Below are 22,776 nucleotides of genomic sequence, written 5' to 3' on the forward strand. Positions count from 1 at the left end.
CAGAAGGAAGTTTTTCCCTGTTCCCTGTTCCCTGTTCCCTGTTCCCTAGTTAATAGTTAATTGTGCCATCAGGCATGACAGCATCACGCAAATCCGCACCCATCATATTTGTGGTACTCATTTCTGCTCTAATCAGATTTGCCTTGTTTAAATTAGCACCTGTTAAGTCGGTTCTAGCAAGATAAGCATCAACTAAATCTGCTTCAGTAAGGTTCGCTCCCCGCAGGTTAGCTCTACTTAAATCTGCTCTAATCAGTCTAGCAAAACTCAGATTGGCTCGATTCATTTTGGCTCTAGTTAGTTTAGCATCTGCCATCACTGCACCAGACAAATTAACATCTGTAAGTTCCGCATCTATCAAATTTGACCGTTCTAGTCTAGAGTTCATCAAATTAGCAGCTTTTAAATTTGCACCTCCCAGGTTAGTGTCACTCATAGAGGCGTTATATAAAATTGCGTCACTTAAATTAGCACCACTCAAATCAGCACCACGCAAGGTTGCTTCACTCAAGTTAGCGCCACTGAGATTAACTTTAGCTAAATCTGCACCGGTTAAATTCGCACCACGCAAGTCAGCTTTATGCAGGTTAGTACCCCGTAAAATAGCAGCAGCATAACCTCTCTTTTCTTCTCGGAGATTAGCACCACGCAAACACGCACCTGTGAGGTTAGCACCACTGAGGTCAGCACCACGTAAATCGGCATCCATCAAGTTAGCATCTAGCATATCCGCTAACGTTAAGTTAGCATTACGCAAATCAGCACCCTGTAAACTCGCACCATGTAAATCAGCATCATGCAAGTTAGCACTCATTAAATTAGCCTGATTTAAGTTAGCACCACTAAGATTTGTAGAAATCAAATTTGCCTTATTCAGGGTTGCCCGACTTAAATAGGTAAAAATTAATATAGCATTACGCAAATCTGCTTTATTTAAGTCTATACCAATCAAGTCTGCACCAAATAGATTTACTCCATTTAGTTTGGTTTCTGTAAATTTTGTTTCTCCATCTGCATATCGCTTGAGAAGTTCATTGGCATTCATATTTTTTCGTGGTCAATTACTATTATGATTCTCAATTTTATCCAGGCTCAATAATGATTAAAATTGCCATTATTGTTTTTTATTGAATGGGTATTTTGTGGGTGGTGCTATAAGTTGACAGGTATTATCTTTATCATCTTCATTATCTTCATAGATATCCATATCATCATCCTCATCAATTTCTGCTATTGCAAGATGAGGATTAGCAAGTGTGCTAGTTTCTTCAGATGAATATCTGCTCATCTTTTGATTTTGATTTTGATTTGAAGTTGCAGAAATATTATTATATAAACCTCGCATAGATTGAATAATTGCACCTGCGGCTTGAGTATTTTCATCCTGGTTGCCTAGAGATATAACCGCATTATTGATTTTAAATTCAAGTTCTCCTATTGTGGAACAAGAATCAAATAATTTCTCTAATAAGTTATCAAGTTCTTCAGCCCTGAGTTTCAACCAGTCTTCTTCTTGGAAATAGGATTTATTATTCAGTGCAAAAAGTAAAACTAATTTAGCCCTAAGTGGGTTAGTATATTTCATAATATTTTGACGTAAATCAAACTGATTATATTCATATTTAATTTCCGGGTTTGTAAATTCCTCTAGAGGATTTGATAATATTTGTGGCTGAATTTGGTTGGATATTATTCCTGTAGCTTCTTCTGGATAAGGTTGATTAAATATTATTCCTGTTAATTCTTCATTGATGATATATAATTTTTCTATTTCATTTAAAATTACATTGGCTACTATAGAATATTCACCTGGTTTGTTCAGGGTATTAACCACTTTAGTTAAAGTATAATTCACGTGTTCTAGAGTTGGGTTAAAACTGCATAGTTCCTGAATTAAATCTATAAATTCAAATTTATCTAGCGTTTCTTGATCATTCTCCCAACTATTTTTACAAGCACAAAATATTAATTTTTTAATCCGTCTTGAGTTTTCATGCTGTTGTAAATTGTTAGCCGCTTGATCGATAATAAATTGAGTGTTCATCAGTAAAGCTCCTGCACAGGTATCAGATAGCAATAAATTATAGCTGGATTTGCGCTCTAGTGGGTAGCAAAACTTTTCTATCAGTCTAGTAAAAGTAACATTTGTGACAAGAAAGATTCAAGCATTTCAAACTTTGATCCAAAAGCGGATATTTGCCCCTATTCTCACTGGAAATCAAACTTTTCAGCCGCCTTTTTTGCTAAGTCTACCTATTTTACGGGATCTTCCCGCCCGGTTAATTGCTTTGGGTGTTTTTCCGGTTCATGTTCAGATTTAACAATTTAATGGTATGCTTGTACTATTGCAGAATTAAATGCTCGTTTCGGTCAAGTGGAGTGCGTGAACAGCTATTCATGGTTGTTCAGCGTTCTCCCTTGACTTTTGTTATCTATTTTCTGGCTGTAAGTTAAATTGAGATAATTGGATTCCTGAATATTGTAAAGTTTGATTGATGAGGAGGAAATAAGATATATGAACAGTTGTATTTTAATGGCGGAAATTTATGATGCTCCCCAACTGCGTCATACACCAGACGGGTTGGAAGTGACAGAAATGATAGTCCATGTTTCAGGAGTGCGTCCAGATGATCCTTCACACCCTTTAAAAGTGGTAGGCTGGGGTAATTTGGCCAAAGAGATTCATCAAACTTATCATCCAGGCGATCGCGTGATCATCGAAGGACGCTTAGGCATGAATACTTTTGATCGTCCCGAAGGTTTTAAAGAAAAACGTGCTGAGTTGACAGTACAACGAATTCATGCTATGGGCAAAGGTGTACAGACGAATCAACCAGCAGCACAACGTCCCCCAGAGATTGTATATCATCAACCCAGCAGTCCAGCACCAGCCCCAACTACAACTTTTACAAATCCAGCACCCCAACCCACAACCCCCGAACCTGTCTATCAACCAGCAAGTTCTCAACCTCCATCCTATCAACCCGTAACAGAAGCAGAACCAGATCCAGACGACATTCCATTTTAAGGGGATTGGGGATTGGGGATTGGTGATTGGTGATTGGTGATTGGGTTATTAACCTTCCCCATCTCCCCATCTCCCCACCTCCCCATCTCCCCATCTCCCCAGTCCCCTACTCTCCGCTGGCTTCACCCCATTCCCGAATAGCGGGGAAAACAGAAGAGTAATCATCTTCGGGATAGGACATATTCATTGCTGACTGTAAGATGTTCCTTACACCCTCAATACTGCTGAGATTCAAACCAAGGGATTTAGCTTCAGAGATAAATAAATCTATTTCTTTGATCAATTGCTTGGTAGGTAAGTTGGCCTTGGTATAATTGCCATCTAACATCCGTTTCAGGTTTTGATCAAAGGTAGGCGCATAAAGTTTACTATCGCGCAGGATTCGCATAAATAAGTCTACATCAATGCCTTGCAACTGGACAAAAGCCAGACTGAGGGCAAAGCTAGTAGTGAGGGAAGCAATGAGTTGATTAAGTGCTAGAGTTAGGGATGATGCAGATCCTACAGGACCTATGTATACAGGATTAGCTCCAAAATGTTCCAGTAACTTGACATGGCGTTGATACTGTTCTTGTTCACCACCGACCATGACAATTAATTTGCCAGTTTCAGCTTCTGGGATACTACCGAGTACAGGCGCTTCTATATACTCACCACCTGCTGCCACTACCGCATCTCTGATTTCTTGGCTTTCTAGGGGAGTAATTGTCCCCATTTGAATGATGCTGCGTCCTGATAAAGTATGCCAAGAAGTATCTGTGAGCAAGACATGATAAATCGCTGCGGCGTTGGATAGCATGAGAATGATACAGTCAGCAGAACGAATTGCTTGACGAGGTTTTGTGGCAATTTCAGCCCCTGCTGCTTGTAGTGGTGCTAATTTTTCTGGGGTGCGGTTGTAAGCAATTAGCTCTATATTTGCAGCTAATAACCTTTGAGCCATCGGTAGTCCCATCAATCCAGTTCCCAGAAATGCCACCTTCATGTTTCACTTTCCTTAGTCATTGGTTATTGGTCATTGGTCATTGGTACAAAAGGGAATAGGGAATAGGGAATAGGGAATAGGGAATATAAGAAATTTCCCCCCACCTCCCCACCTCCCCAAATTAAAATTAGCCTCCTGCGGCAAAAGTGGCCATAATCACAACTGAAAGTAAGAGTCCGGGGCTAAGTAGAGTTACTAACACAATCAGGTCATGAGCAGTCATAGTTATTGCTTTCCCAAGGTTTTTAACTTTAAAGTAATCACTGTTATCCTAGTCCAATAAAGACGGATATCAGGATTCACCAAATATAGTTTTAATGTCAGGAGGCAGGAGAATTTAGAATTTAGAATTTAGAATGAAGAATTAAGGAGTTAGGATGTAGGGGAAGACAAGATTTTTACCAATGTCCATTCTTCATTCTTCATTCTTCATTCTTCATTCCCCAGTCACCAATCACCCCTATTCTGGTATAGTTAATCCTTGGAGCGATCGCTGGCTTTGTGTTTCTGTTAATCCCTTGCTCTGTACTAGAACCCCAAAGTTACCCAGTCCTTCCGGTGAAATCAGTTGGTGTAATGCTTCCCGGCGGTTTAGCATTTGTGATATTGATTGTTGTTGATAGGAAAGGGCAGCTATTCTTTCTCCTAAACCCAAGGCCATCAAAAATAAACCTTGTTGTGTCCAACCCACTTGATTTAAACCGCAGCTTTTGCCCCATCTTTCTAAAGCTGTAAAATCAACATGGGCGGTGATATCTTGTTGCCCAATATTGATGTAGGGGTGATCATGATGACGATGTTGGTAGTAGCATTGTAGAGTTCCTTGCGATCGCCTGGGGTGATAATAACGGCTGGCAGGGTAGCCATAATCAATTGTTAACACATACCCGCGTTGCAAGCAGTCAGCCACTATACCCAACCAATCCAAAGCTGCTAAATTAATTTCACTACGATAACCATCATCATAGGCACTTTGGCTTATATCAATTCCCACTAATTGCAAATATTCTGCTAACTGCGGTGTAGATGCTTCCCCTACTACTTCTATAAATGAATGATCAGGAATACTATTTTCCCCATCTTCCTGAAGAGTGACATAAATTTCCTGCAATTTTCCCGCTGCTATGGTGAACTGATGCACGGGAAAGGCATCCACTAACTCATTAGAAAAAAAACAGCCTGTGATGGAGTTTGGCGCTATTTCCGGCAAATTACACCACCTGACAGTAAACTCCTGTAAACGTTGTTGTTGTTCTTGTTTAAGAAAAGGAGATTTTTCAACAATGATGTATTCTAGGGCTGCAAAAAAATCTGGATGGTGTAGTTTTAGGTAATTGAGAATATGAGATGCTAAAATTCCCTGACCTGCTCCCATTTCCATTAAATGAAAAGGCTTTGGTTGACCTAAAATCTCCCACATCTGTAAAAATTGTCCTGCTAGTAATTCCCCAAAGTCAGCCCCTAAACTGACAGAGGTAAAAAAATCGCCACCCCGAAACCCAATTTTCACAGCATCGCTGGCATAATATCCTTGTTGTGGGTGATATAAAACCATATCCATGTATTCAGCAAAAGTAATGCGCTGTTGGGGACTTGCAGCTATGCGACTAGCTATGGCTTGACAGAGTGCGGGGTTAGAATCCATAAAATACTTAATGTTTAACTCTCTAAAATATTAGAGTCTGTTGCTAGGGTTTGCGCCCCTCTTTGCATCAGTTCAATATCTGCTTTTGACCAAGAACGAGGCGCTTGACAGTGATGAGCAGCTAATAGACCCCATAACCCTCTCGGTATGATAATTGGGACTACTAGATTAGCGCGAACTTGGATACTGCGAAGAAAATCTCGGTGACAAGTTTCAATGGGTTCTAATTCAATATTAGCGATCGCACTGACCCGACCTGTTAAGTACAAAGCAGCATACTTATCGTTAAAACAATCATCGGCTCCAGTGGAACCTAAAATCGAAAATTCCTCAGAATTCAAAGATTCAAATGTTACCTGTCCCAGCCATTGCTCATAAAAGTAATACAAAACTACACGGTCAATCTGGAGTGATTCCCTAAGTTGATTCATAGTCTGTCGAACTAACTCATCCCGCTGCATTTTGCTGACAAGGCGCTTGAGCAATCTTTGCAAACCCTGTTCACGATGATGATTTGGGAGATATTCAAATTCTGAATGAGAATGAATTTGCACAGGACTAAAATTAATGATTAAGTAAAATACTTTGGTTTTATATAGTAACTTATTAAACCTGATTATAAAAAACTATTATATCTAAATTTCAACATTAATTTTTAATTAAATGAGTATATAGCAATCCTATTTGATTTGTGAATATTGTAAGAGTCAGATCCCCGACTTCTTAGAGAAGTCGGGGATCTTGTTGTTCATAACTAACTGATACATATCCTAATTAAATAATTAAGCAATAATTAATTTTGCTAGATATTTTTGAATATTTAAATCAATTTAATACCATTTTCGATGTGTATATAATGTATGTATTTTAGCTAAAAAGTATTTAATTAAAGATATAGAGACGTACAAATGCACGTCTCCATATTTTCAACAATAGCTTAATAGTGGGCGTATCGGTTATCTATCCACAGATCCCATGATCACGTCAATACTACCGAGAATAACCACAATATCAGCCACCTTCATACCACGTAGTAAATGAGGAAGAATTTGCAGGTTATTGAAATCTGCGGCGCGAATTTTCCAACGCCAGGGGAAGACGTTATTTTCACCAACTAGGTAAATACCCAGTTCACCTTTACCACTTTCTACACGGGAATAAATTTCACCTTTAGGAATTTTAAAAGTAGGTGAAACTTTCTTACCAATGTACTGATAATCAAAAGCGTCCCATTCTGATTTTGCTCCAGCCATTAACCGTTTAGCTTCCAGGTTTTCATAGGGACCACCAGGTAAACCTTTAATAGCTTGTTTAATGATTTTCACGGATTCGCGCATTTCCCGCATCCGCACCATGTAACGAGCGAGACAATCGCCGGCGGTTTCCCACTGTACATCCCAGTCGAAATCATCGTAACATTCGTAATGGTCAACTTTCCGCAAGTCCCACTTCACCCCAGAAGCGCGTAACATTGGACCAGAAAGCCCCCAGTTAAGAGCTTCTTCGCGGGTAATTGTGCCAATACCTTCAATCCGGCGACGGAAGATAGGGTTATTGGTAACTAAGCGTTCATATTCATCAACTTTGGGGATGAAGTAGTCACAGAAATCTAAACACTTATCTACCCAACCATAAGGTAAATCAACCGCTACACCACCCACACGGAAATAGTTGTTATTTACCATGCGATAACCTGTGGCCGCTTCCCACAGATCATAAATCATTTCCCGTTCCCGGAATTGGTAGAAGAAGGGAGTTTGAGCGCCCACGTCCGCCAGGAATGGACCAAACCATAATAGGTGGTTAGCAATGCGGTTTAGTTCCAGCATGATGACGCGGATGTAACTAGCGCGTTTGGGAACTGCGACACCTGCTAGTTTTTCGGGTGCGTTGACTGTCACCGCTTCGTTAAACATCCCCGCAGCGTAGTCCCAACGGCTGACGTAGGGGACATACATGATTGTGGTACGGTTTTCGGCGATTTTCTCCATTCCTCGGTGCAGATAGCCTATGACTGGTTCACAGTCAACGACATCCTCGCCATCCAATGTCATAATTAGCCGCAGAACCCCGTGCATTGAGGGATGGTGAGGTCCCATATTTAGCACCATTGGTTCAGTGCGGGTTTCTATTCTACTCATAGATGTGGTGTTCTCCCGTTGTCAAGAATTTGTATTGAACCGCCAAGATGCTAACCAGATACGATTTACTGCATCTGCCAATTTTTAGCTTGTCAGGATAGCAGGGTTGGAGTTGTACTTGATGTTTTATTTTGTCCAGCTTCTTCAATTATTATAGGGATCTGGTGATTTAAGAAATTGTGAGTCTGGTTTTTTTCTTTTCTGTTTGGTTGCGGGGTAGGTGCAATTTTTATGGATGGTGTTGTTTGTATCTAAGTTTTATTAAGGTTTGGGTGGTTTTGCTGGTTTTCAGATATATTTATTTTATAGTTGGGCTAATTAATTTTTATGGCTCACGCAGAGGCGCAGAGTCGCAGAGAGAGAAGCAAGAGTTTTTATTATGAATTATTTACAGGTTTATATTCAAGAAGTTAGTCAAGTTTATCAAGGACAAAATGCTACTGAACACAGTTATCGTCCAGCTTTAAAGAAGTTAATAGATTCTTTAGATTCTCAAATTCAAGCTATTAATGAACCGAAAAGAATCGCTTGCGGTGCGCCGGATTTTGTGGTGAAAAATGGTATTTTAGAAATTGGACATATTGAAGCTAAAGATATTGGTATTTCTCTGAAAAAAGTAGAAAAAACTGCTCAAATGGGGCGTTATTTTCAGGCTTTAGGTAATTTGATTTTAACTGATTATTTAGAATTTCGCTGGTATATTCAAGGAGAATTAAAATTAACTGCATCTTTAGGAACTATTGATAAAAACAAAAAAATCAAAGTTGATAAACAAGGAATACAAGAGGTTGATCAACTTTTACGGCAATTTTTATTAGCTAAAGTTCCCCAAGTCACCACACCGAAGGATTTAGCTAAACGTATGGCTAGTTTAGGACAATTAATGAGAGATGCTATCAAAAGTGCTTTACAGGATGTAGATAATGGGGGAATGTTACGTCAGCAGTTGGAATCATTTCAACGAGTATTAATTAAAGATTTGACGGTAGAACAATTTGCGGATATGTACGCCCAAACTATTTGTTATGGGTTATTTGCAGCGCGGTGTAATACTGATAATCCTCATACTTTTTCACGGGAAACAGCAGCTTTTAAGTTACCAAAAACTAACCCATTTTTAAGGAGTATTTTTGGACAAATAGCGGGTCCTGATTTAGATGATAGAATTAGTTGGGCTGTGGATAATTTAGCGAATATTCTGCAACAAACGGAAATGGCAGAAATTCTCAAAGATTTTGGTAAACGTACCCGCAGAGAAGATCCTGTTGTCCATTTTTATGAAACGTTTTTGGCAGAATATGATCCGAAAATGCGAGAATCAAGAGGGGTTTATTATACTCCTGAACCTGTGGTTAATTATATTGTTAAAAGTGTGGATTATATTCTCAAACATAAATTTAATATTAGTAAGGGTTTAGCAGATTCTAAAAAGATTAAAATTCCTAATTCCAAGGGTGAGGGAACTATCGAAACTCATCAAGTTTTGATTTTAGATCCTGCTGTGGGAACGGGAACTTTTATGCACAGTGTGATTAATTATATTTATGATGGGTTTAAATCTCAAAAGGGGATGTGGTCAAGTTATGTGAGTCAACATTTATTACCCCGTTTATTTGGGTTTGAATTGTTGATGGCACCTTATACTGTAGCACATATGAAGTTAGGTTTACAGTTGCAAGAATTGGGTTATGATTTTAGTTCTGAGGAACGGTTAAGGATTTATTTAACTAATACATTACAAGAATCTTTTCAGTTAGAAGATCAAGTTGTTAGTTTTGGTTATCAAATTAAACAAGAAGCAGAAGCAGCAAAAGGAATTAAGCAAGAAACTCCAGTTATGGTAATTATGGGAAATCCTCCCTATTCTGGACACTCTGTAAATACAGGTGATTGGATTAAAAATCTTTTAAATGGTAAAGATACTATTTCTAGTAGTAAAACAGAAAGTTATTTTGAAGTTGACGGAAAACCTTTAGGTGAGAAAAACCCCAAATGGTTAAATGATGATTATGTAAAATTTATTCGCTTTAGTCAATGGAGAATTGAAAAAACAGGTTATGGGATTTTAGCTTTTATTACCAATCATGGATATTTAGATAATCCCACTTTTCGGGGAATGCGTCAAAGTTTAATGAAAACTTTTGATGAAATTTATGTTTTAGATTTACATGGTAATAGCAAGAAAAAAGAAGTTTGTCCTGACGGTTCAGCAGATGAAAATGTTTTTGATATTCAGCAAGGGGTAGCAATTGGATTTTTTATTAAATATGAAAATAAAGAACAAAATAGTCAGAAACAATTAGCAAATGTTTATCATGCTGATTTATGGGGTATGAGAGAAGTTTACGAAAATAAAGAATTAATTAGTGGTAAATATAATTGGTTAGCTGAAAATGATTTACAATCTACTATTTGGGAAAAGTTAGAACCAAATACACCATTTTATTTATTTAAACCTCAAAATAGTGATTTAAAAATTGAATATGAACAAATGTGGAAAATTAACGAAGTTATGAATGTCAATGTTTTAGGTTTTCAAACCCATCGAGATCATTTTGCTATTGATTTTCATAAAGAAAGTATTACTCAAAAAGCTAGAGAACTGAGAGAAAATAATTTATCTAATCAAGATTTTGCTAACAAATATAATATCAAAGATAATCGAGATTGGCAATTAGATAAAGCTCGTAAATTAATTCGTTCGGATAATCAATGGCAAGATAAAATAATTACCTGTTTGTATCGCCCTTTCGATTGGCGTTACTGTTATTTTAGTTATGTTACAATGGATTATCCTAGACGAGAATTACTCGATCATGTTTTTAGAAAAGATAATTTGTGTTTGTTATCTTCAAGACAACAAGCAACTTTAGGTTATAGACATTGTTGGGTTTCTATGCACGTTCCTGAATCTTGTGTTGTTTCTACTACGAGTCGTGAGGGTAATCAAATTTACCCTCTCTATCTTTACCCAACAGATACCCCAACTTTATTTGATTCTACACCAACTAACGCACCTGGAGAACGTAAACCAAACTTATCCCCGAAATTTATTACAGAATTTTCCCAAAAATTAGGTTTAGAATTTATTTTTGATGGAAAAGGAAACCAAAAACAAACCTTTGGACCAGAGGATATTTTTAATTACATTTACGCTGTTTTTCATTCTCCTAATTACCGTCAACGCTACGCCGAATTTTTAAAGATTGATTTTCCCCGTCTTCCTTTAACTTCTAATTCCGCGCTTTTTTGGGAGTTAGTTATTAAAGGTAATATATTAGTACAATATCATTTAATGAAAGAAACAGGGACATATATTTCTACTTATCCTATTCCTGGTTCTAATATTGTCGAACAAGTTAAATATAACGAAAATCATCAACAAATTTGGATTAATTCTGAACAGTATTTTGAACAAGTTCCGCCGCAAATCTGGAATTTTTACATTGGTGGTTATCAAGTTTGTCAAAAATGGCTGAAAGATAGAAAAGGGAGAGAATTGAATTTTGATGATATTAGCCATTATCAAAATGTTATTTCTATCATATCGGAGACTATGAAGATTATGGGAGATATTGATAAAATTATTGAAAAATATGGTGGTTTTCCGTTAGAATAATAGTTAACAACAAGATATGAAGACAGACACGATATTTTACACATGACTGCAAAATCTCCCCAGTGTTTTATTTGAACTGCTAGAACAGTCACCAACACTAGCTTTACACTACGAATTTTCCTCAGTGGAAATCAAAGAATTAGCACGTCGAATAGATGGCTTATTTTTACCCAAACCAGAGTACCCACAAGACCCGATTTATTTTGTAGAAGTACAATTTCAAAGCGATGATAATTTATACTGGCGATTAATTACAGAAGCAGTTCTTTACTTAAACCAAAATAAACCTCACAGAACATGGCAAGCGGTTGTATGTGGGCAAATCGGGATCTTGACCCTGGAATACCTTTAGCATATCAAAGTTTACTTACTGCTGAACTAATTCATGTTATTTATTTAGATGAAATAGTTGATACATCATCTTCAATTGGTTTAGGAATTATTAAATTAGTAGTTTCCCCTGAAGATAAAGCTATCCAACAAGCAAAAACTTTGATCAATTTGGTAGAAAAAGCAGATGCGGCCAAGAGTCGAAATCTTTTAGAATTAGTAGAAAGAATGTTAGTTTACAAATTCTCATCCTATAGCCGTCAGGAGTTAGAAGCAATGTTTGGATTAACAGAATGGCAAAAAACCCGATTTTATCAAGAAATTGAGGAACATACGAAGTTAAAAGTAGAGTTGGAAACGAAGTTAAAAACTATTCCTAGACTATTAAATGAGGGGCTAACTGTAGAACAAATTGCGTGTATACTTGAGTTAGATATCGAGGCGGTAAAACAAGCAATTACAAAGCAAAATAATAAATAGACATGGGATGAATAAATCAGGGTTGATACACCCTAATGATGTTTTCACAAGATGCGTAGCACGAAAAAAAACAGTGTCAAAATTTGCAATCTCATGTTTTTAAACATGAGTTTTTTCTGTTCCCTGTTGCCCGTTCCCTGTTCCCTCTGAAAGATAATTTTACAACACCAGAACAAATTGCTGAACTGTTTCAAGATTGGAGGGGAATTGATTTTAATGCTGTTATTGACAAACAAAAAGTAGTTAAAGTTTAATAAAGTAATCAACTCATAATGCAATCAAATTTACAAACACAAATAGATTTAGAAGAAATTGCTTTTTCCCATATTCCTGTTCTCAGTCAGGAAGTTATTACAGGTTTAAATATCCAACCTGGTGGAAATTATTTAGATTTAACTGTTGGTGGTGGTGGTCACAGTCGGTTAATTTTAGAAACTGAGGAAAATGTTAATGTCACCGCAGTTGACCAAGATGAAGATGCTTTAAACGCAGCAAAAGAGAATTTATCAGAGTTTGGAAATAGGGTTAATTTTATTCATAGCAATTTTGCAAATTTCTCATTTTCCGCAAATAGTTATGATGGTATTTTAGCAGATTTGGGGGTAAGTTCCTATCATTTAGATAACCCAGAACGGGGTTTTAGTTTTAGGAATACTGCAAATTTAGATATGCGAATGAACCAGCAACAATCTTTAACTGCTGGGGATATTATTAATGAGTGGGATGAACAAGAATTAGCGGATATTTTCTTTAAATATGGTGAGGAAAGACTTTCTCGACGCATAGCAAGAAGAATTGTAGAAAAGCGTCCATTTGAAACGACTACAGAATTAGCAAATGAGATATTTTATGCCGTACCTCCTAAATATCGTCATGGGAGAATTCACCCTGCAACTCGTGTTTTTCAAGCTTTGCGAATAGCAGTTAATGATGAATTGAAAGTATTAGAAACATTAATAGAAAAAGCACCTAACGCGCTTGTTTCTGGGGGAAGAATTGCAATTATTAGTTTTCACAGTTTAGAAGATAGAATAGTCAAACACGGTTTAAGAAATTTAGATTTATTAAGAGTGTTGACAAAAAAACCAATTATTGCGACAGAGGAAGAAATTAAAGAAAACCCTCGTTCTCGTTCTGCTAAATTGAGAATAGCAGAAAGAAAATAATATAATACAATACACAATACAAGATCCCCGACTTCTCCAAGAAGTCGGGGATCTGAAAGCCCATAATTTTTGAGTTCACCACAACGCCGTTTTACCTAAGTTTATGACCTGGTTAAACCAGGTGGGAACGGGTGTTGCTCGTTTAAAGTTTCCGGGTACATAGCCCGGTATACTGCCACAAGAACGAATTGGTTCCCTTTTCGTTAAAGACATAGATCAAAAAACTTGAGGGCAGTCACCAACGTCGTAGTGCAACTAATTTATTATAACTGTGAAAAACAATTTGTGTAGTGGGGGGAGAAAAATTTTTGTCTGTTGTCAGAATTAATTTTTCTCCCCAGTTCCCAGTCCAAATTTAAGCGGGATACCAAATGGATTCTATGGTTTGAATGATAGACTCTATGATGTTTCGATTTTGCTGATCTAGCAAGACTGTGATATGCCCTAGTTTACGTCCTGGACGAGATTCCATTTTACCATACCAGTGCAGGTAAGCGTGAGGAATAGCTGCTAGTTTTTGGCGTTGTTTTAAATAATCATTGTGTGATGTTTCATACCCTAATAGATTAACCATAACTGCACCGGAACAATGTAAACCGGAATTAGTCAAAGGTAAACCAGCAACTGCTCTCAGGTGTTGTTCAAACTGGGAAGTTTCACAAGCATCTAAGGAGAAATGCCCAGAATTATGAGTGCGTGGGGCAATTTCGTTTATCAGTATTTTACCATCAGCAGTGATAAATAATTCAATGCCAAAAATGCCTACAGCTTGGAGACTATTTAATATTGTATGAGCGATCGCATTTATTTTTGCTGCTTGTTCGGGTGTAATATCCGCTGGTGCAATTACTCGGCGACAAACTTGTTGTTCTTGTTGGGTTTCTACCACTGGGTAGGTAACAATTTCCCCATGCACAGAACGCGCTGCAATTATAGCTAATTCTCTGGTAAAAGGGACAAATTCTTCTGCTAAGAAATGTGTATGATTTTGATTTACTACTGTTGACAAACTAGCTAAATCATGGATAATAAAAGTTCCCTGGCCATCATAACCATGTCGTCTGGCTTTAATGACAATGGGAAAACCTAAATATTCTATTTTTGATTCAATATCCTCTGATTTTTCCAGAGCGAAAAACTGGGGAACTGGTAATTTTAAATCTCGTAAATAGCAACGTTGATGATATTTATCTAATAAAGGAGATAAAGCTGCTAATCTGGGACGAAAACAAACACCTTGTTTCTCTAACAAAGATAAACCATCTAAGTTAACAAATTCATTTTCAAAGGTGATGACATCGCATTTTGTAGATAAAATTTCCGTTGCTGCTGCATCATCAACTGCTGCAAAAACCGTATCTTCAGCAATAGATACAGCGGGATCATTTTTGTTCGGAGTTTGTACTATTAATTCTACTCCTAATTTTTTGGACGCATCCCCCATCATCCAGGCCAGTTGTCCACCACCAATTATACCAATACGCTTTATCGACATCCTAACGACTCACGAGTTGTAACACCAGTTTGAGAATTTATACCACTGGCTTTTTGACATAGCTCTTTAATTTGCGCCCGATCTAGAATAGCATCTGTAAAGTCTGCACCTGTAATGTTGACATCAGTAAAAACGGTACGCAACAAAATAGCTTCTAACAAAACAGCATCACTTAAATCAGCCCCGTTTAATTTTACTTCATTAACCATTGCATTGGTTAAATCTGCTCCATGTAAATTTGCTTTTGTCATCACTGACGCACTCAAAACTGCCCCCCGTAAGTCAGCACCTGTAAAATTAGCCAATTCTAAATTAGCGTTAGAAAACTCCGCAGCTTGTAAACTTTGTCCCGAAAAATCATGTCTTCCTAACTCAGCATTACTAAATGATAGGGGATGAGTCCAGTCAGTTGCTAGTGCTGAAGATGTCACACACCAAATGATAACTGCTACAAGTAATCCTACACCCCGCCATAAATATATCATTTGTTAACCATTTGTAAGGTTTCATGTATTTCAGTTTACCTCATTATCGTGGTAAGAATATCTGGTGGTCTTAATATTTTGTAATTAAATTTTTTTGTCTTCTGGGCAAGATTTTGGAAATTCTATCGAAAGGTTGATAAATTAATTATTCCTTAAGAGGTTAGCAGTTACTCAATCTGTAATTTACAATTTACTTTACATTTATTGATATTCATGATTGTAAGTAAAGTTTATTGTAGTTTATTGCAAACAGTCGCTGTTGGCTGTTAGTCTTTTGATTAAGGGAATATCAACGGCTAAACTAAATTTCAAGATTATGTAATTAGCGTTAATCTTATAAGCATTTCTTAGCTTGTCAGGAATCTCCGACAAATCTATATTCACTAACTACTCAAACTGAAACCTAAAATTTGTATGTTCATGATCAATCATTACTCTATCGAATGGATCGAAGCTTGGTGCATGGAAAACGGCTGGACAGATTTATTTGTAGAACGCCGTGATAACTATTGGGCGTTTCCTCCTGGTGGAGTCATGCCAGAACCAATTCCAGTTCATGTTTTGAGAGTAATTAAAGAACAGAATGGATTAACAAATCAGGAGATATATTGGTCAATAGCGGCTGTAGTTATTACCATTTTATCTGTAATTTATACCTTTACTTTAAAGTGTCCGATGCCTTTAGTTTTTGCTTTCGCGTTTAATGCTGTGACAGTAGCACAACTTGAAACGGAAGATGTGTAGATTATTGATTTTGGCAAGTTTGGTATTTTGGAAAAACTGCTTTCTTGAAAAGTGAAAAAGAGAGCAGTTATTAATTTTATGAGCAACGTCACCGTGAATTATGGAAGAATTATTAGAACTCAGAGAATTAGTGATTACAGGCAACTTAGAAGCTGCCCTAAATTTAATAGATGAATTAGAGGAAATGAGCAAAGAAGATAAAATTAATAAAATTTATAGTTATTGTGTCATTTTGTTAGTTCACTTAATTAAACAACAGTCAGAAAAACGCACAACCAATTCCTGGGATGTTTCTATTCGTAATGCTACGGATGCAATTATTCGAGTTAACAAGCGCCGAAAATCTGGAGGTTATTATTTGCATAAAGAAGAACTAGAGGAGATTTTGTTAGAAGCTTATGCTCGATCATTAGATAATGCTGCTTTAGAAGCTTTTGGGGGAATTTATGATGGATTAACTTTAAAAAATATGATAGACCAAGAATTGATTATTAAGCAAGCTTTAGATTTGATATTTTAGTTAAAATTTCTTGTTCCCATACTCTGTATGGGAATGAATTTTAGAAGGCTCTGCCTTCTGTTAAATTAGAGTCAGAGACTCTATGACGGCAACGAGATAAAAGCTTACTCCTGACTCTTGATGTAATAATCAAATCTTTCCCGCAGTTGTTCAATGGTTAAATTCTGAGTCCAATATTCTATTAAAGCATGACCAAAAGCCCAAGCATTGTGGTCTGGTGTACCAGGATTTTTTAACAACAAAGGCCAGAGAGATAATAAATCAAAATTACGTGATTTAGAACCGTCTGTATTTAACAATGGAAACAGTTCATAAGCCATTTGTAATTTACCAATAACTATAGGTAATTGTTCCACAGGAATTTGTTCTGCTAACAGATAAGCAAGGGTAGGTGAACCTGTTGATAAAGTAGAAACAAATTGCAAAACAGGACTTTTCAAAAGTGCCGTAAGTCCTTGGGTAGTTGCCATTTGAAAGGTGTAATGATCTATTATTTTAGCAGCTTCGGTAATGCGGGTTTCTAAGTTGCGTAAAAAGCGAGTGAGACGTAATTGTTTAGCCGGATCTATTGCTGATAATAATCCTAAAGATAATTCTTCCACATTCCAAGCATTGCGTCCAGTTTTTACGTCATTTGTAACAATGGGTAAAACCAAATTAGAGAAACTTCCTAACAGTTGATTTCTATATTCTGTAGCTTCTCTGATAGAAATTTCTTTGGGTTTATTTCCCATTTTCCAATTATAGGGAGGTTGCCATTCACGGATAGGACGGAGTTTATCTACTTGGGTAATAATGGTAATGATGGGTAAATCTGTGACTTCTGATTTTATATCTTCGAGAAAATCTACATCCATTTGTAAAGCGGGATCAAGTGCGGGAGTAACTAATAATAATAAATCCGCTTTTGTGGCATAATCAATGACTAAATCCCGCAAATCATCACGTTTTACTTGTTCATAACCGGGAGTATCGCAAAGGTTGAGAATTTCACCGCTTTCTGTTTGCCAATGATAGGTTTTAATTTCATCGGTGCTAGGTAAAACATCAACCGCAGCAAGTTCACTTTGAAAAAGTGTATTAATTAAACTACTTTTTCCTGCACTTGTCCGTCCGATAATGAGAATATTAATCGGCTTTTGTGCTACTTTTTCTGGTGGTTCTGCTTGGGTGAGAATGTCGCGTAGGGTTTGGGTTTTAGGTTGGGGTAATTCGGGGGTAGGTAATTCAATTTTCGTCCCTGCATAAAGGGCGATTGCTTGTTTGCATAAGTTCCGTAAAGTCGCTTCTCTTAATACTTGACTCAAATTTATTAGTAATTCTTGAGAAGCGCGATTATTCACACCTTCACTAGCTTTTTTAGCTACAGCAGCGACGGGATTTAAGAACCATTGCGCGAAATTCCAAACTCGTAAAAATTTGCGTGCAGATGGTTCTAATTTGCGATAAACTTCATAAGATTGATAAGCTTGTCCAACGGTAACTTGATTGAAAACAGGGGATAGTTTTTGCATCCATTTATCCATGTCATCAACTGTACCGCGAATTAATCCATAGACTTGGGGTATGTAGATATTTAGTAAAGGATATTTAATTTCTGGGTTATAAATTTGTGCGATCGCAATTACTAAATCTTGACATCTTTTCCAGAAAGTTTGCAAATCTTCCCAAATAGGAGGATCATTTTGTGCATCATTGATAACTTTGTTTAATGCTGTTTCTATTTGTTGGGTTTTGTCTTTTTCTGTGGAAACATCTATTTGATTTTCACTACTAGATTCTAATTCTTCCCGCACCTGTGCAAAAACAGCTTCAATTTGATTTACTGCGGGTTTAGTCCATTTTACTAATAACCACCTCCAACCTACAAAGATAATAGTAAAAATTGCCCATATCCAACTTATTCCCCAAGTGTTAATTTGTGTTCCTGCGGATATGAGTAAGAAACCGATAATTATCGCTATTGGTGAGATGAGAATTAGCCATTGCCAAGGTTTTAAACGTAACATTTTTTGATACCTGTCTTTTGTATTTTGTATATTTCTATTGTGAAGCTAATGCTTCTGTAATAGTTGGTTGTGTGTAACAAAGTGTAATTATCTCTTGGTGATAGTCCGCAGTAACTGTAAGTTAATATAACAAGTTGTGCTGACAGTGGAGATTTTTTAGCAATTACGATAGGATTTATGTGAATAAATCACAAAAAATAGCCTCTTGTACCTTAAATTATGCTTGTAGACTTCACAGTTGAAAACTACCGTTCCATTAAAGAACCTGTAACCCTAAGTGCTGTTGCTCAAAAACAAAGCACTCGCAAGACAAGCGCAACCAGCAAACGCAAAGGAATAAAATCAGATCATGAAATTGCACCTGGGTATTATGTAGAAGGTTGGGATATGGAAATTTTACCTGTTCTGGCAATTTTTGGCGCTAACGCATCAGGTAAAAGTAATGTTATTCAAGCTTTGGATTATTTATTAATAATGATGTCTCGTAGCATACAACAAACTGCTATGTTACAAAGAATATTTAAATATGCAAAACCAGAACCTTTTAAATTAGATAATATTTCTCCTCAAAACAATACAAAGTTTGAATTGAGAACTATATTTAACAACAATATTTATACTTATTATTTAGAATTAAACCAAAATCATGTTTTTCATGAAAAATTAGATTATGCTCCTTTTAAGACTAAGCGTATTCGACGCTTATTTGATAGAAAATGGGATAGTAACAGTAAACAATTTATCTGGAAAACTGGGGAAGATTTTGCAGGATCACATAATCTACTTCATACAAATATTAAAGAAAATGATTTGTTTATTAGTACACTTGCTAACTTAAAAGTTGATATAATTTCAACTTTATTAGATTGGTTATTAGGTGGCTGGTGTGGTATGAATTTAGGTTATGGAAAAGTAGATTTTTCATTTATTGATAGCTTACCAGAAAATGATATGGATAGAATTAATATAGATATACAACAAGCATTGCAAATAGTCCAAAAATTTGATACGGGAATATCTGGAGTTAAAATAGATAAGCAAAATGATAGCTTTTTAAATAAATACAATATATATGCTGTTCATAAAGATAATGCAGGTAATGAAATTAACTGGCTTTTTGATGAAGAATCTCTCGGAACTCAACGCTTATTTGAATTAGCATTTTGGATTAAAAGCACTCTAAAAACAGGTAGATTGATGATTGTAGATGAATTAGGTACAAATATACATCCAAATGTTGTAAAATATATTATTAAAATGTTTCAAAATCCAAAAACAAACCCAACAAATTCTCAACTTATTTTCACAAGCCATGATAATACATTACAAAGAAATAACTTACTAAGACGGGATCAAATATGGTTTACACAAAAACGCCCAGATCATAGTACAGAATTATATCCTTTAACTGATTTCCATGTTAGAAATGATTTAGCAATTGATAAAGCTTATTTAGATGGACGTTTTGGAGCAGTTCCATTTTTACCATCTGATGAAGAAATGATATTACAGGGTGATGAGGAATGGCCAGAAATTTAGAACGTAGTCAACCAAGCAGAAAAATTACTCAAAAAATCCTCATCGCTTGTGAAGGTAGTAAAACCGAACCCATTTATTTTAAAAGTATCCGCAATGAATTACGTTTACCAACTTTAGAAATCATTATATTACCTCATCAAAGTAAAACTGATCCAGGTAACATAATTGAAAGACTCATCGAAGAAAGACAGCAGATGAAAAATGATAAAAGATGGACTACTAATGATACTGCTTGGGCTGTTTTTGATGGAGATGAACATATTGAAAAAAGTCTTGCAAATTGGCAAGGTGCGATTAATAGAGCTAACAGTCAAAAGATTAATTTAGCAATTACAAATCCTTGTTTTGAACTTTGGTATTTAATTCACTTTCAAGACCATTTAGCACAGATTAGCCGAGAAAAATTACTTAAATTACTAAATAAATATATACCTGATTACGATAAATCAATGTCTTTATATCCACAATTATTAAAACCACTAACCGAGCAAGCTATTCAACGTGCTGAGAAAATAGCAAAGCAAATCAAACGGGATCAATTAGATGAATATTCCAATCCTTGTTGTAGCGATTTACCTAAATTAATTAGTAATTTATTAGGTTTAAAAGACAACAGCAGTAGTCAGCAATAAAACTTTCTTATACCCATTTAATGTGAGTTTACCCAGAATCATCAAATCAATAAATTTATCTAATACCATCTGCGTTTATTTGTGTTTATCTGCGTTAAATGATCCTAAAAATCTTACTTAATACAACCAATTGTCATCAAATCAACACGGGGATCACGCGGTATTAATAAAAACTTATCAAACTAAAATACCCCTATATATATAATCTTGTAAAGAATTGTTAAGAAATTCTTATTAAAAAAGATTGCAATCTCTTGATTTAGTTGCTAACGTGTGTAGTGGCAACATACTGGTAAATGCTCGGATTAAAGAGAGGTAAAACCGATGCGCTGTATCCACTCTGCCGATGAACGTCAGTTTTGACGAAACTATTGTAACAACGAGAAATTTCTGCTTTGTCAGCAATGGAGGGGTATTGCAGTTGAGTAACAGAAAAATCTCGTAGAACCAGAATTATCATTCACAAATCGTCTTACCCGAAGATTGCAAAGAAAAGGGAAGGCGGAAAATTTGGAGGTGAAAACCGATGAATATTCAAGGTAAAGTTGCTTTAATTACAGGGGCTTCCCGTGGAATTGGCAAAGCGATCGCATTAGAATTAGCCCAGCAAGGAGTAAAGCGGCTGATCTTGGTAGCACGCGATCGCCAAAAATTAGCCGAAGTAGCCCAAGAAATCGAAAAACTGGGAACAGAAACCACAATCATCGACTTAGACTTAACCCAATCAGTCAGCGTTAATATTGCGATCGCCCAAATTTGGCGCAATGATGGACCGATTCATCTACTCGTCAACTGTGCAGGAGTCGCATACCAAAACTCATTTTTGCAATCAAAACTTCCCCAAGTGCAAGAAGAACTTTCTGTCAATTTATTGGGAATGTATAACCTCACCAGTTTGATAGCGCGACGCATGGTCAGCCAAAAAGAGGGAACAATTGTTAACGTTTCCAGTCTGATGGGGAAAGTAGCAGCACCAACAATGGCCACCTATTCAGCCACCAAATTTGCCATTTTAGGATTTACCCAAGCCCTGCGTCGGGAACTAGCAGAACACAACATCCGCGTTGTGGCTTTACTTCCCACCCTCACCGACACAGACATGGTGCGAGACTTAAAACTATTTAGAGGTGTTACCCCCATGACACCCCAAGAAGTAGCCCAAGCCCTAATAATTGGACTGCAAAAAGACACATCAGAAATATTAGTTGGATGGCAATCTCATTTAGCAGTTTGGTGTCAAAATCTAGCCCCTTGGTTACTCGAAATAGTTTTAAAACTAGCAGCACCAAAAAAACAACCTCAACCCAACTTAATCACGAATTTCGTTACCAAAATCCAGCATTTTTGCAACTCGTTATTCTCTAGAAATAGGCTGGCTTTCGGATCTGCCCGTAAATAGGTAATGATCAATAGGCATCTCTGAAAAATAATGTAGAGACGTTTCATATAACGTCTCTACACAGTCAGAATTTAGGAGTTCTTTAATTTTGGCTTTTGTCAGACTGTAAGAATTCAGGTAAGGATCTAAATCCAGCGATTAGAAATCGCGTCTACAAAAACAAAGTCCACCTGCGTGGACTAATTTATTTATGATGTAGCTTCATTTATCTTACGTCGTAAATCATCAAGAGGTGATTCTGGTTCTTTTATTTCTGGTGTTTCTTCTTCAAGACAAAATTCAATGCTGAGTTTAAATTTCAATTTCCCTTTTTTCCAAGATTTAGAACCTAAGTTTAGTATTTTGACATCTATACCTTCTTTGAAAGATTCGGTGACATAATAGCCACTTCTTTCTACATAATAAATCTTTTGTTCTCTTAATCCATCCCATAAAGCACGCAAAAAATTGGTATTATTACCCAAATTTTCTAATGATTGTTTTAATTTACCAACTTTATAAGTCCAATCATTACATTCAATCGCATCATCATCATTACACTCTATCAACTTAAAATGGG

The 22,776-nt window shown here is 36.4% G+C and carries 18 protein-coding genes, 1 other RNA gene and 2 pseudogenes; 10 read left to right on the forward strand and 11 right to left on the reverse strand.

Annotated features, from left to right (window positions below):
- Positions 1 to 49: 49 nt before the first annotated feature.
- Both VB694_RS23585 and VB694_RS23590 read right to left on the reverse strand, forming a co-directional pair.
- Positions 50 to 1,045 (reverse strand): pentapeptide repeat-containing protein, encoded by a 996-nt coding sequence (locus tag VB694_RS23585; RefSeq protein ID WP_323362775.1) that lies wholly within the window; start codon positions 1,043 to 1,045, stop codon positions 50 to 52.
- Positions 1,046 to 1,114: 69 nt separating this feature from the next.
- Complete coding sequence (locus VB694_RS23590; RefSeq protein WP_323362776.1) at positions 1,115 to 2,044, reverse strand: hypothetical protein; 930 nt, start codon at positions 2,042 to 2,044, stop codon at positions 1,115 to 1,117.
- Between the two features lie 106 nt (positions 2,045 to 2,150).
- Here VB694_RS23590 and VB694_RS23595 point away from each other — a divergent pair.
- Positions 2,151 to 2,321: pseudogene (locus VB694_RS23595) on the forward strand (FAD-dependent oxidoreductase); the annotation flags it as partial.
- A 194-nt stretch (positions 2,322 to 2,515) separates the two neighbouring features.
- Entirely contained in the window at positions 2,516 to 3,028 is a 513-nt protein-coding gene (locus tag VB694_RS23600; RefSeq protein ID WP_323362777.1) for a single-stranded DNA-binding protein, read from the forward strand.
- 106 nt (positions 3,029 to 3,134) lie between these two features.
- On the opposite strand, the gene VB694_RS23605 is transcribed toward VB694_RS23600, so the two are convergent.
- The 4 genes from VB694_RS23605 to VB694_RS23620 form a co-directional block, all read right to left on the reverse strand.
- The gene (locus VB694_RS23605) at positions 3,135 to 4,013 is read right to left on the reverse strand and encodes an NAD(P)-dependent oxidoreductase (RefSeq protein WP_323362778.1); all 879 of its coding nucleotides are present in this window, start codon (positions 4,011 to 4,013) and stop codon (positions 3,135 to 3,137) included.
- 460 nt (positions 4,014 to 4,473) lie between these two features.
- Entirely contained in the window at positions 4,474 to 5,658 is a 1,185-nt protein-coding gene (locus tag VB694_RS23610) for a class I SAM-dependent methyltransferase (protein ID WP_323362779.1), read from the reverse strand.
- A gap of 14 nt (positions 5,659 to 5,672) precedes the next feature.
- Positions 5,673 to 6,212: a GAF domain-containing protein gene (locus VB694_RS23615; RefSeq protein ID WP_323362780.1), complete on the reverse strand. Its 540-nt coding sequence runs from the start codon at positions 6,210 to 6,212 to the stop codon at positions 5,673 to 5,675.
- A 402-nt stretch (positions 6,213 to 6,614) separates the two neighbouring features.
- Complete coding sequence (locus VB694_RS23620) at positions 6,615 to 7,799, reverse strand: NAD(P)H-quinone oxidoreductase subunit H (RefSeq protein WP_323362781.1); 1,185 nt, start codon at positions 7,797 to 7,799, stop codon at positions 6,615 to 6,617.
- A gap of 379 nt (positions 7,800 to 8,178) precedes the next feature.
- Between VB694_RS23620 and VB694_RS23625 the strand changes: the two genes are divergently transcribed.
- The 3 genes and pseudogenes from VB694_RS23625 (at position 8,179) to rsmH (ending at position 13,394) form a co-directional block, all read left to right on the forward strand.
- Positions 8,179 to 11,418, forward strand: a complete 3,240-nt coding sequence (locus VB694_RS23625; RefSeq protein ID WP_323362782.1) for a type ISP restriction/modification enzyme — start codon at positions 8,179 to 8,181, stop codon at positions 11,416 to 11,418.
- A gap of 76 nt (positions 11,419 to 11,494) precedes the next feature.
- Positions 11,495 to 12,228, forward strand: a pseudogene (locus VB694_RS23630) (Rpn family recombination-promoting nuclease/putative transposase).
- 272 nt (positions 12,229 to 12,500) lie between these two features.
- Positions 12,501 to 13,394 (forward strand): 16S rRNA (cytosine(1402)-N(4))-methyltransferase RsmH, encoded by an 894-nt coding sequence (rsmH, locus tag VB694_RS23635; protein ID WP_323362783.1) that lies wholly within the window; start codon positions 12,501 to 12,503, stop codon positions 13,392 to 13,394.
- A gap of 71 nt (positions 13,395 to 13,465) precedes the next feature.
- Here the strand turns inward: rsmH and ssrS are convergent.
- From ssrS to VB694_RS23650, 3 genes are all read right to left on the reverse strand, one after another.
- Positions 13,466 to 13,650, reverse strand: a non-coding RNA gene (gene ssrS, locus VB694_RS23640) — 6S RNA.
- A 99-nt stretch (positions 13,651 to 13,749) separates the two neighbouring features.
- Positions 13,750 to 14,883, reverse strand: coding sequence for a 5-(carboxyamino)imidazole ribonucleotide synthase (locus VB694_RS23645; protein WP_323362792.1), 1,134 nt, complete (start codon positions 14,881 to 14,883; stop codon positions 13,750 to 13,752).
- Positions 14,880 to 15,374, reverse strand: coding sequence for a pentapeptide repeat-containing protein (locus VB694_RS23650; RefSeq protein WP_323362784.1), 495 nt, complete (start codon positions 15,372 to 15,374; stop codon positions 14,880 to 14,882). The genes VB694_RS23645 and VB694_RS23650 overlap by 4 nt, the downstream gene beginning before the upstream one ends.
- 420 nt (positions 15,375 to 15,794) lie before the next feature.
- Here VB694_RS23650 and VB694_RS23655 point away from each other — a divergent pair, with 420 nt between their 5' ends.
- Positions 15,795 to 16,118 (forward strand): hypothetical protein, encoded by a 324-nt coding sequence (locus tag VB694_RS23655; protein ID WP_323362785.1) that lies wholly within the window; start codon positions 15,795 to 15,797, stop codon positions 16,116 to 16,118.
- A 100-nt stretch (positions 16,119 to 16,218) separates the two neighbouring features.
- Positions 16,219 to 16,638: a DUF29 family protein gene (locus tag VB694_RS23660; RefSeq protein ID WP_323362786.1), complete on the forward strand. Its 420-nt coding sequence runs from the start codon at positions 16,219 to 16,221 to the stop codon at positions 16,636 to 16,638.
- 104 nt (positions 16,639 to 16,742) lie between these two features.
- Here VB694_RS23660 and VB694_RS23665 read toward each other — a convergent pair whose 3' ends face one another.
- Positions 16,743 to 18,647, reverse strand: a complete 1,905-nt coding sequence (locus VB694_RS23665; protein ID WP_323362787.1) for a GTPase family protein — start codon at positions 18,645 to 18,647, stop codon at positions 16,743 to 16,745.
- A gap of 219 nt (positions 18,648 to 18,866) precedes the next feature.
- Between VB694_RS23665 and VB694_RS23670 the strand changes: the two genes are divergently transcribed.
- From VB694_RS23670 to VB694_RS23680, 3 genes are all read left to right on the forward strand, one after another.
- Complete coding sequence (locus VB694_RS23670) at positions 18,867 to 20,186, forward strand: ATP-binding protein (RefSeq protein WP_323362788.1); 1,320 nt, start codon at positions 18,867 to 18,869, stop codon at positions 20,184 to 20,186.
- A complete protein-coding gene (locus tag VB694_RS23675; protein ID WP_323362789.1) occupies positions 20,171 to 20,818 on the forward strand; it encodes an RloB family protein in 648 nt (215 codons plus the stop codon). The genes VB694_RS23670 and VB694_RS23675 overlap by 16 nt, the downstream gene beginning before the upstream one ends.
- Before the next feature lie 526 nt (positions 20,819 to 21,344).
- A complete protein-coding gene (locus VB694_RS23680) occupies positions 21,345 to 22,217 on the forward strand; it encodes an SDR family NAD(P)-dependent oxidoreductase (protein ID WP_323362790.1) in 873 nt (290 codons plus the stop codon).
- A gap of 188 nt (positions 22,218 to 22,405) precedes the next feature.
- Here VB694_RS23680 and VB694_RS23685 read toward each other — a convergent pair.
- Positions 22,406 to 22,776 (reverse strand): KGK domain-containing protein (locus VB694_RS23685; RefSeq protein WP_323362791.1); only part of this gene is annotated, 371 nt, incomplete at its 5' end.

Source organism: Anabaena sp. UHCC 0451 (genome assembly GCF_034931405.1).
Lineage (GTDB): Bacteria > Cyanobacteriota > Cyanobacteriia > Cyanobacteriales > Nostocaceae > RDYJ01.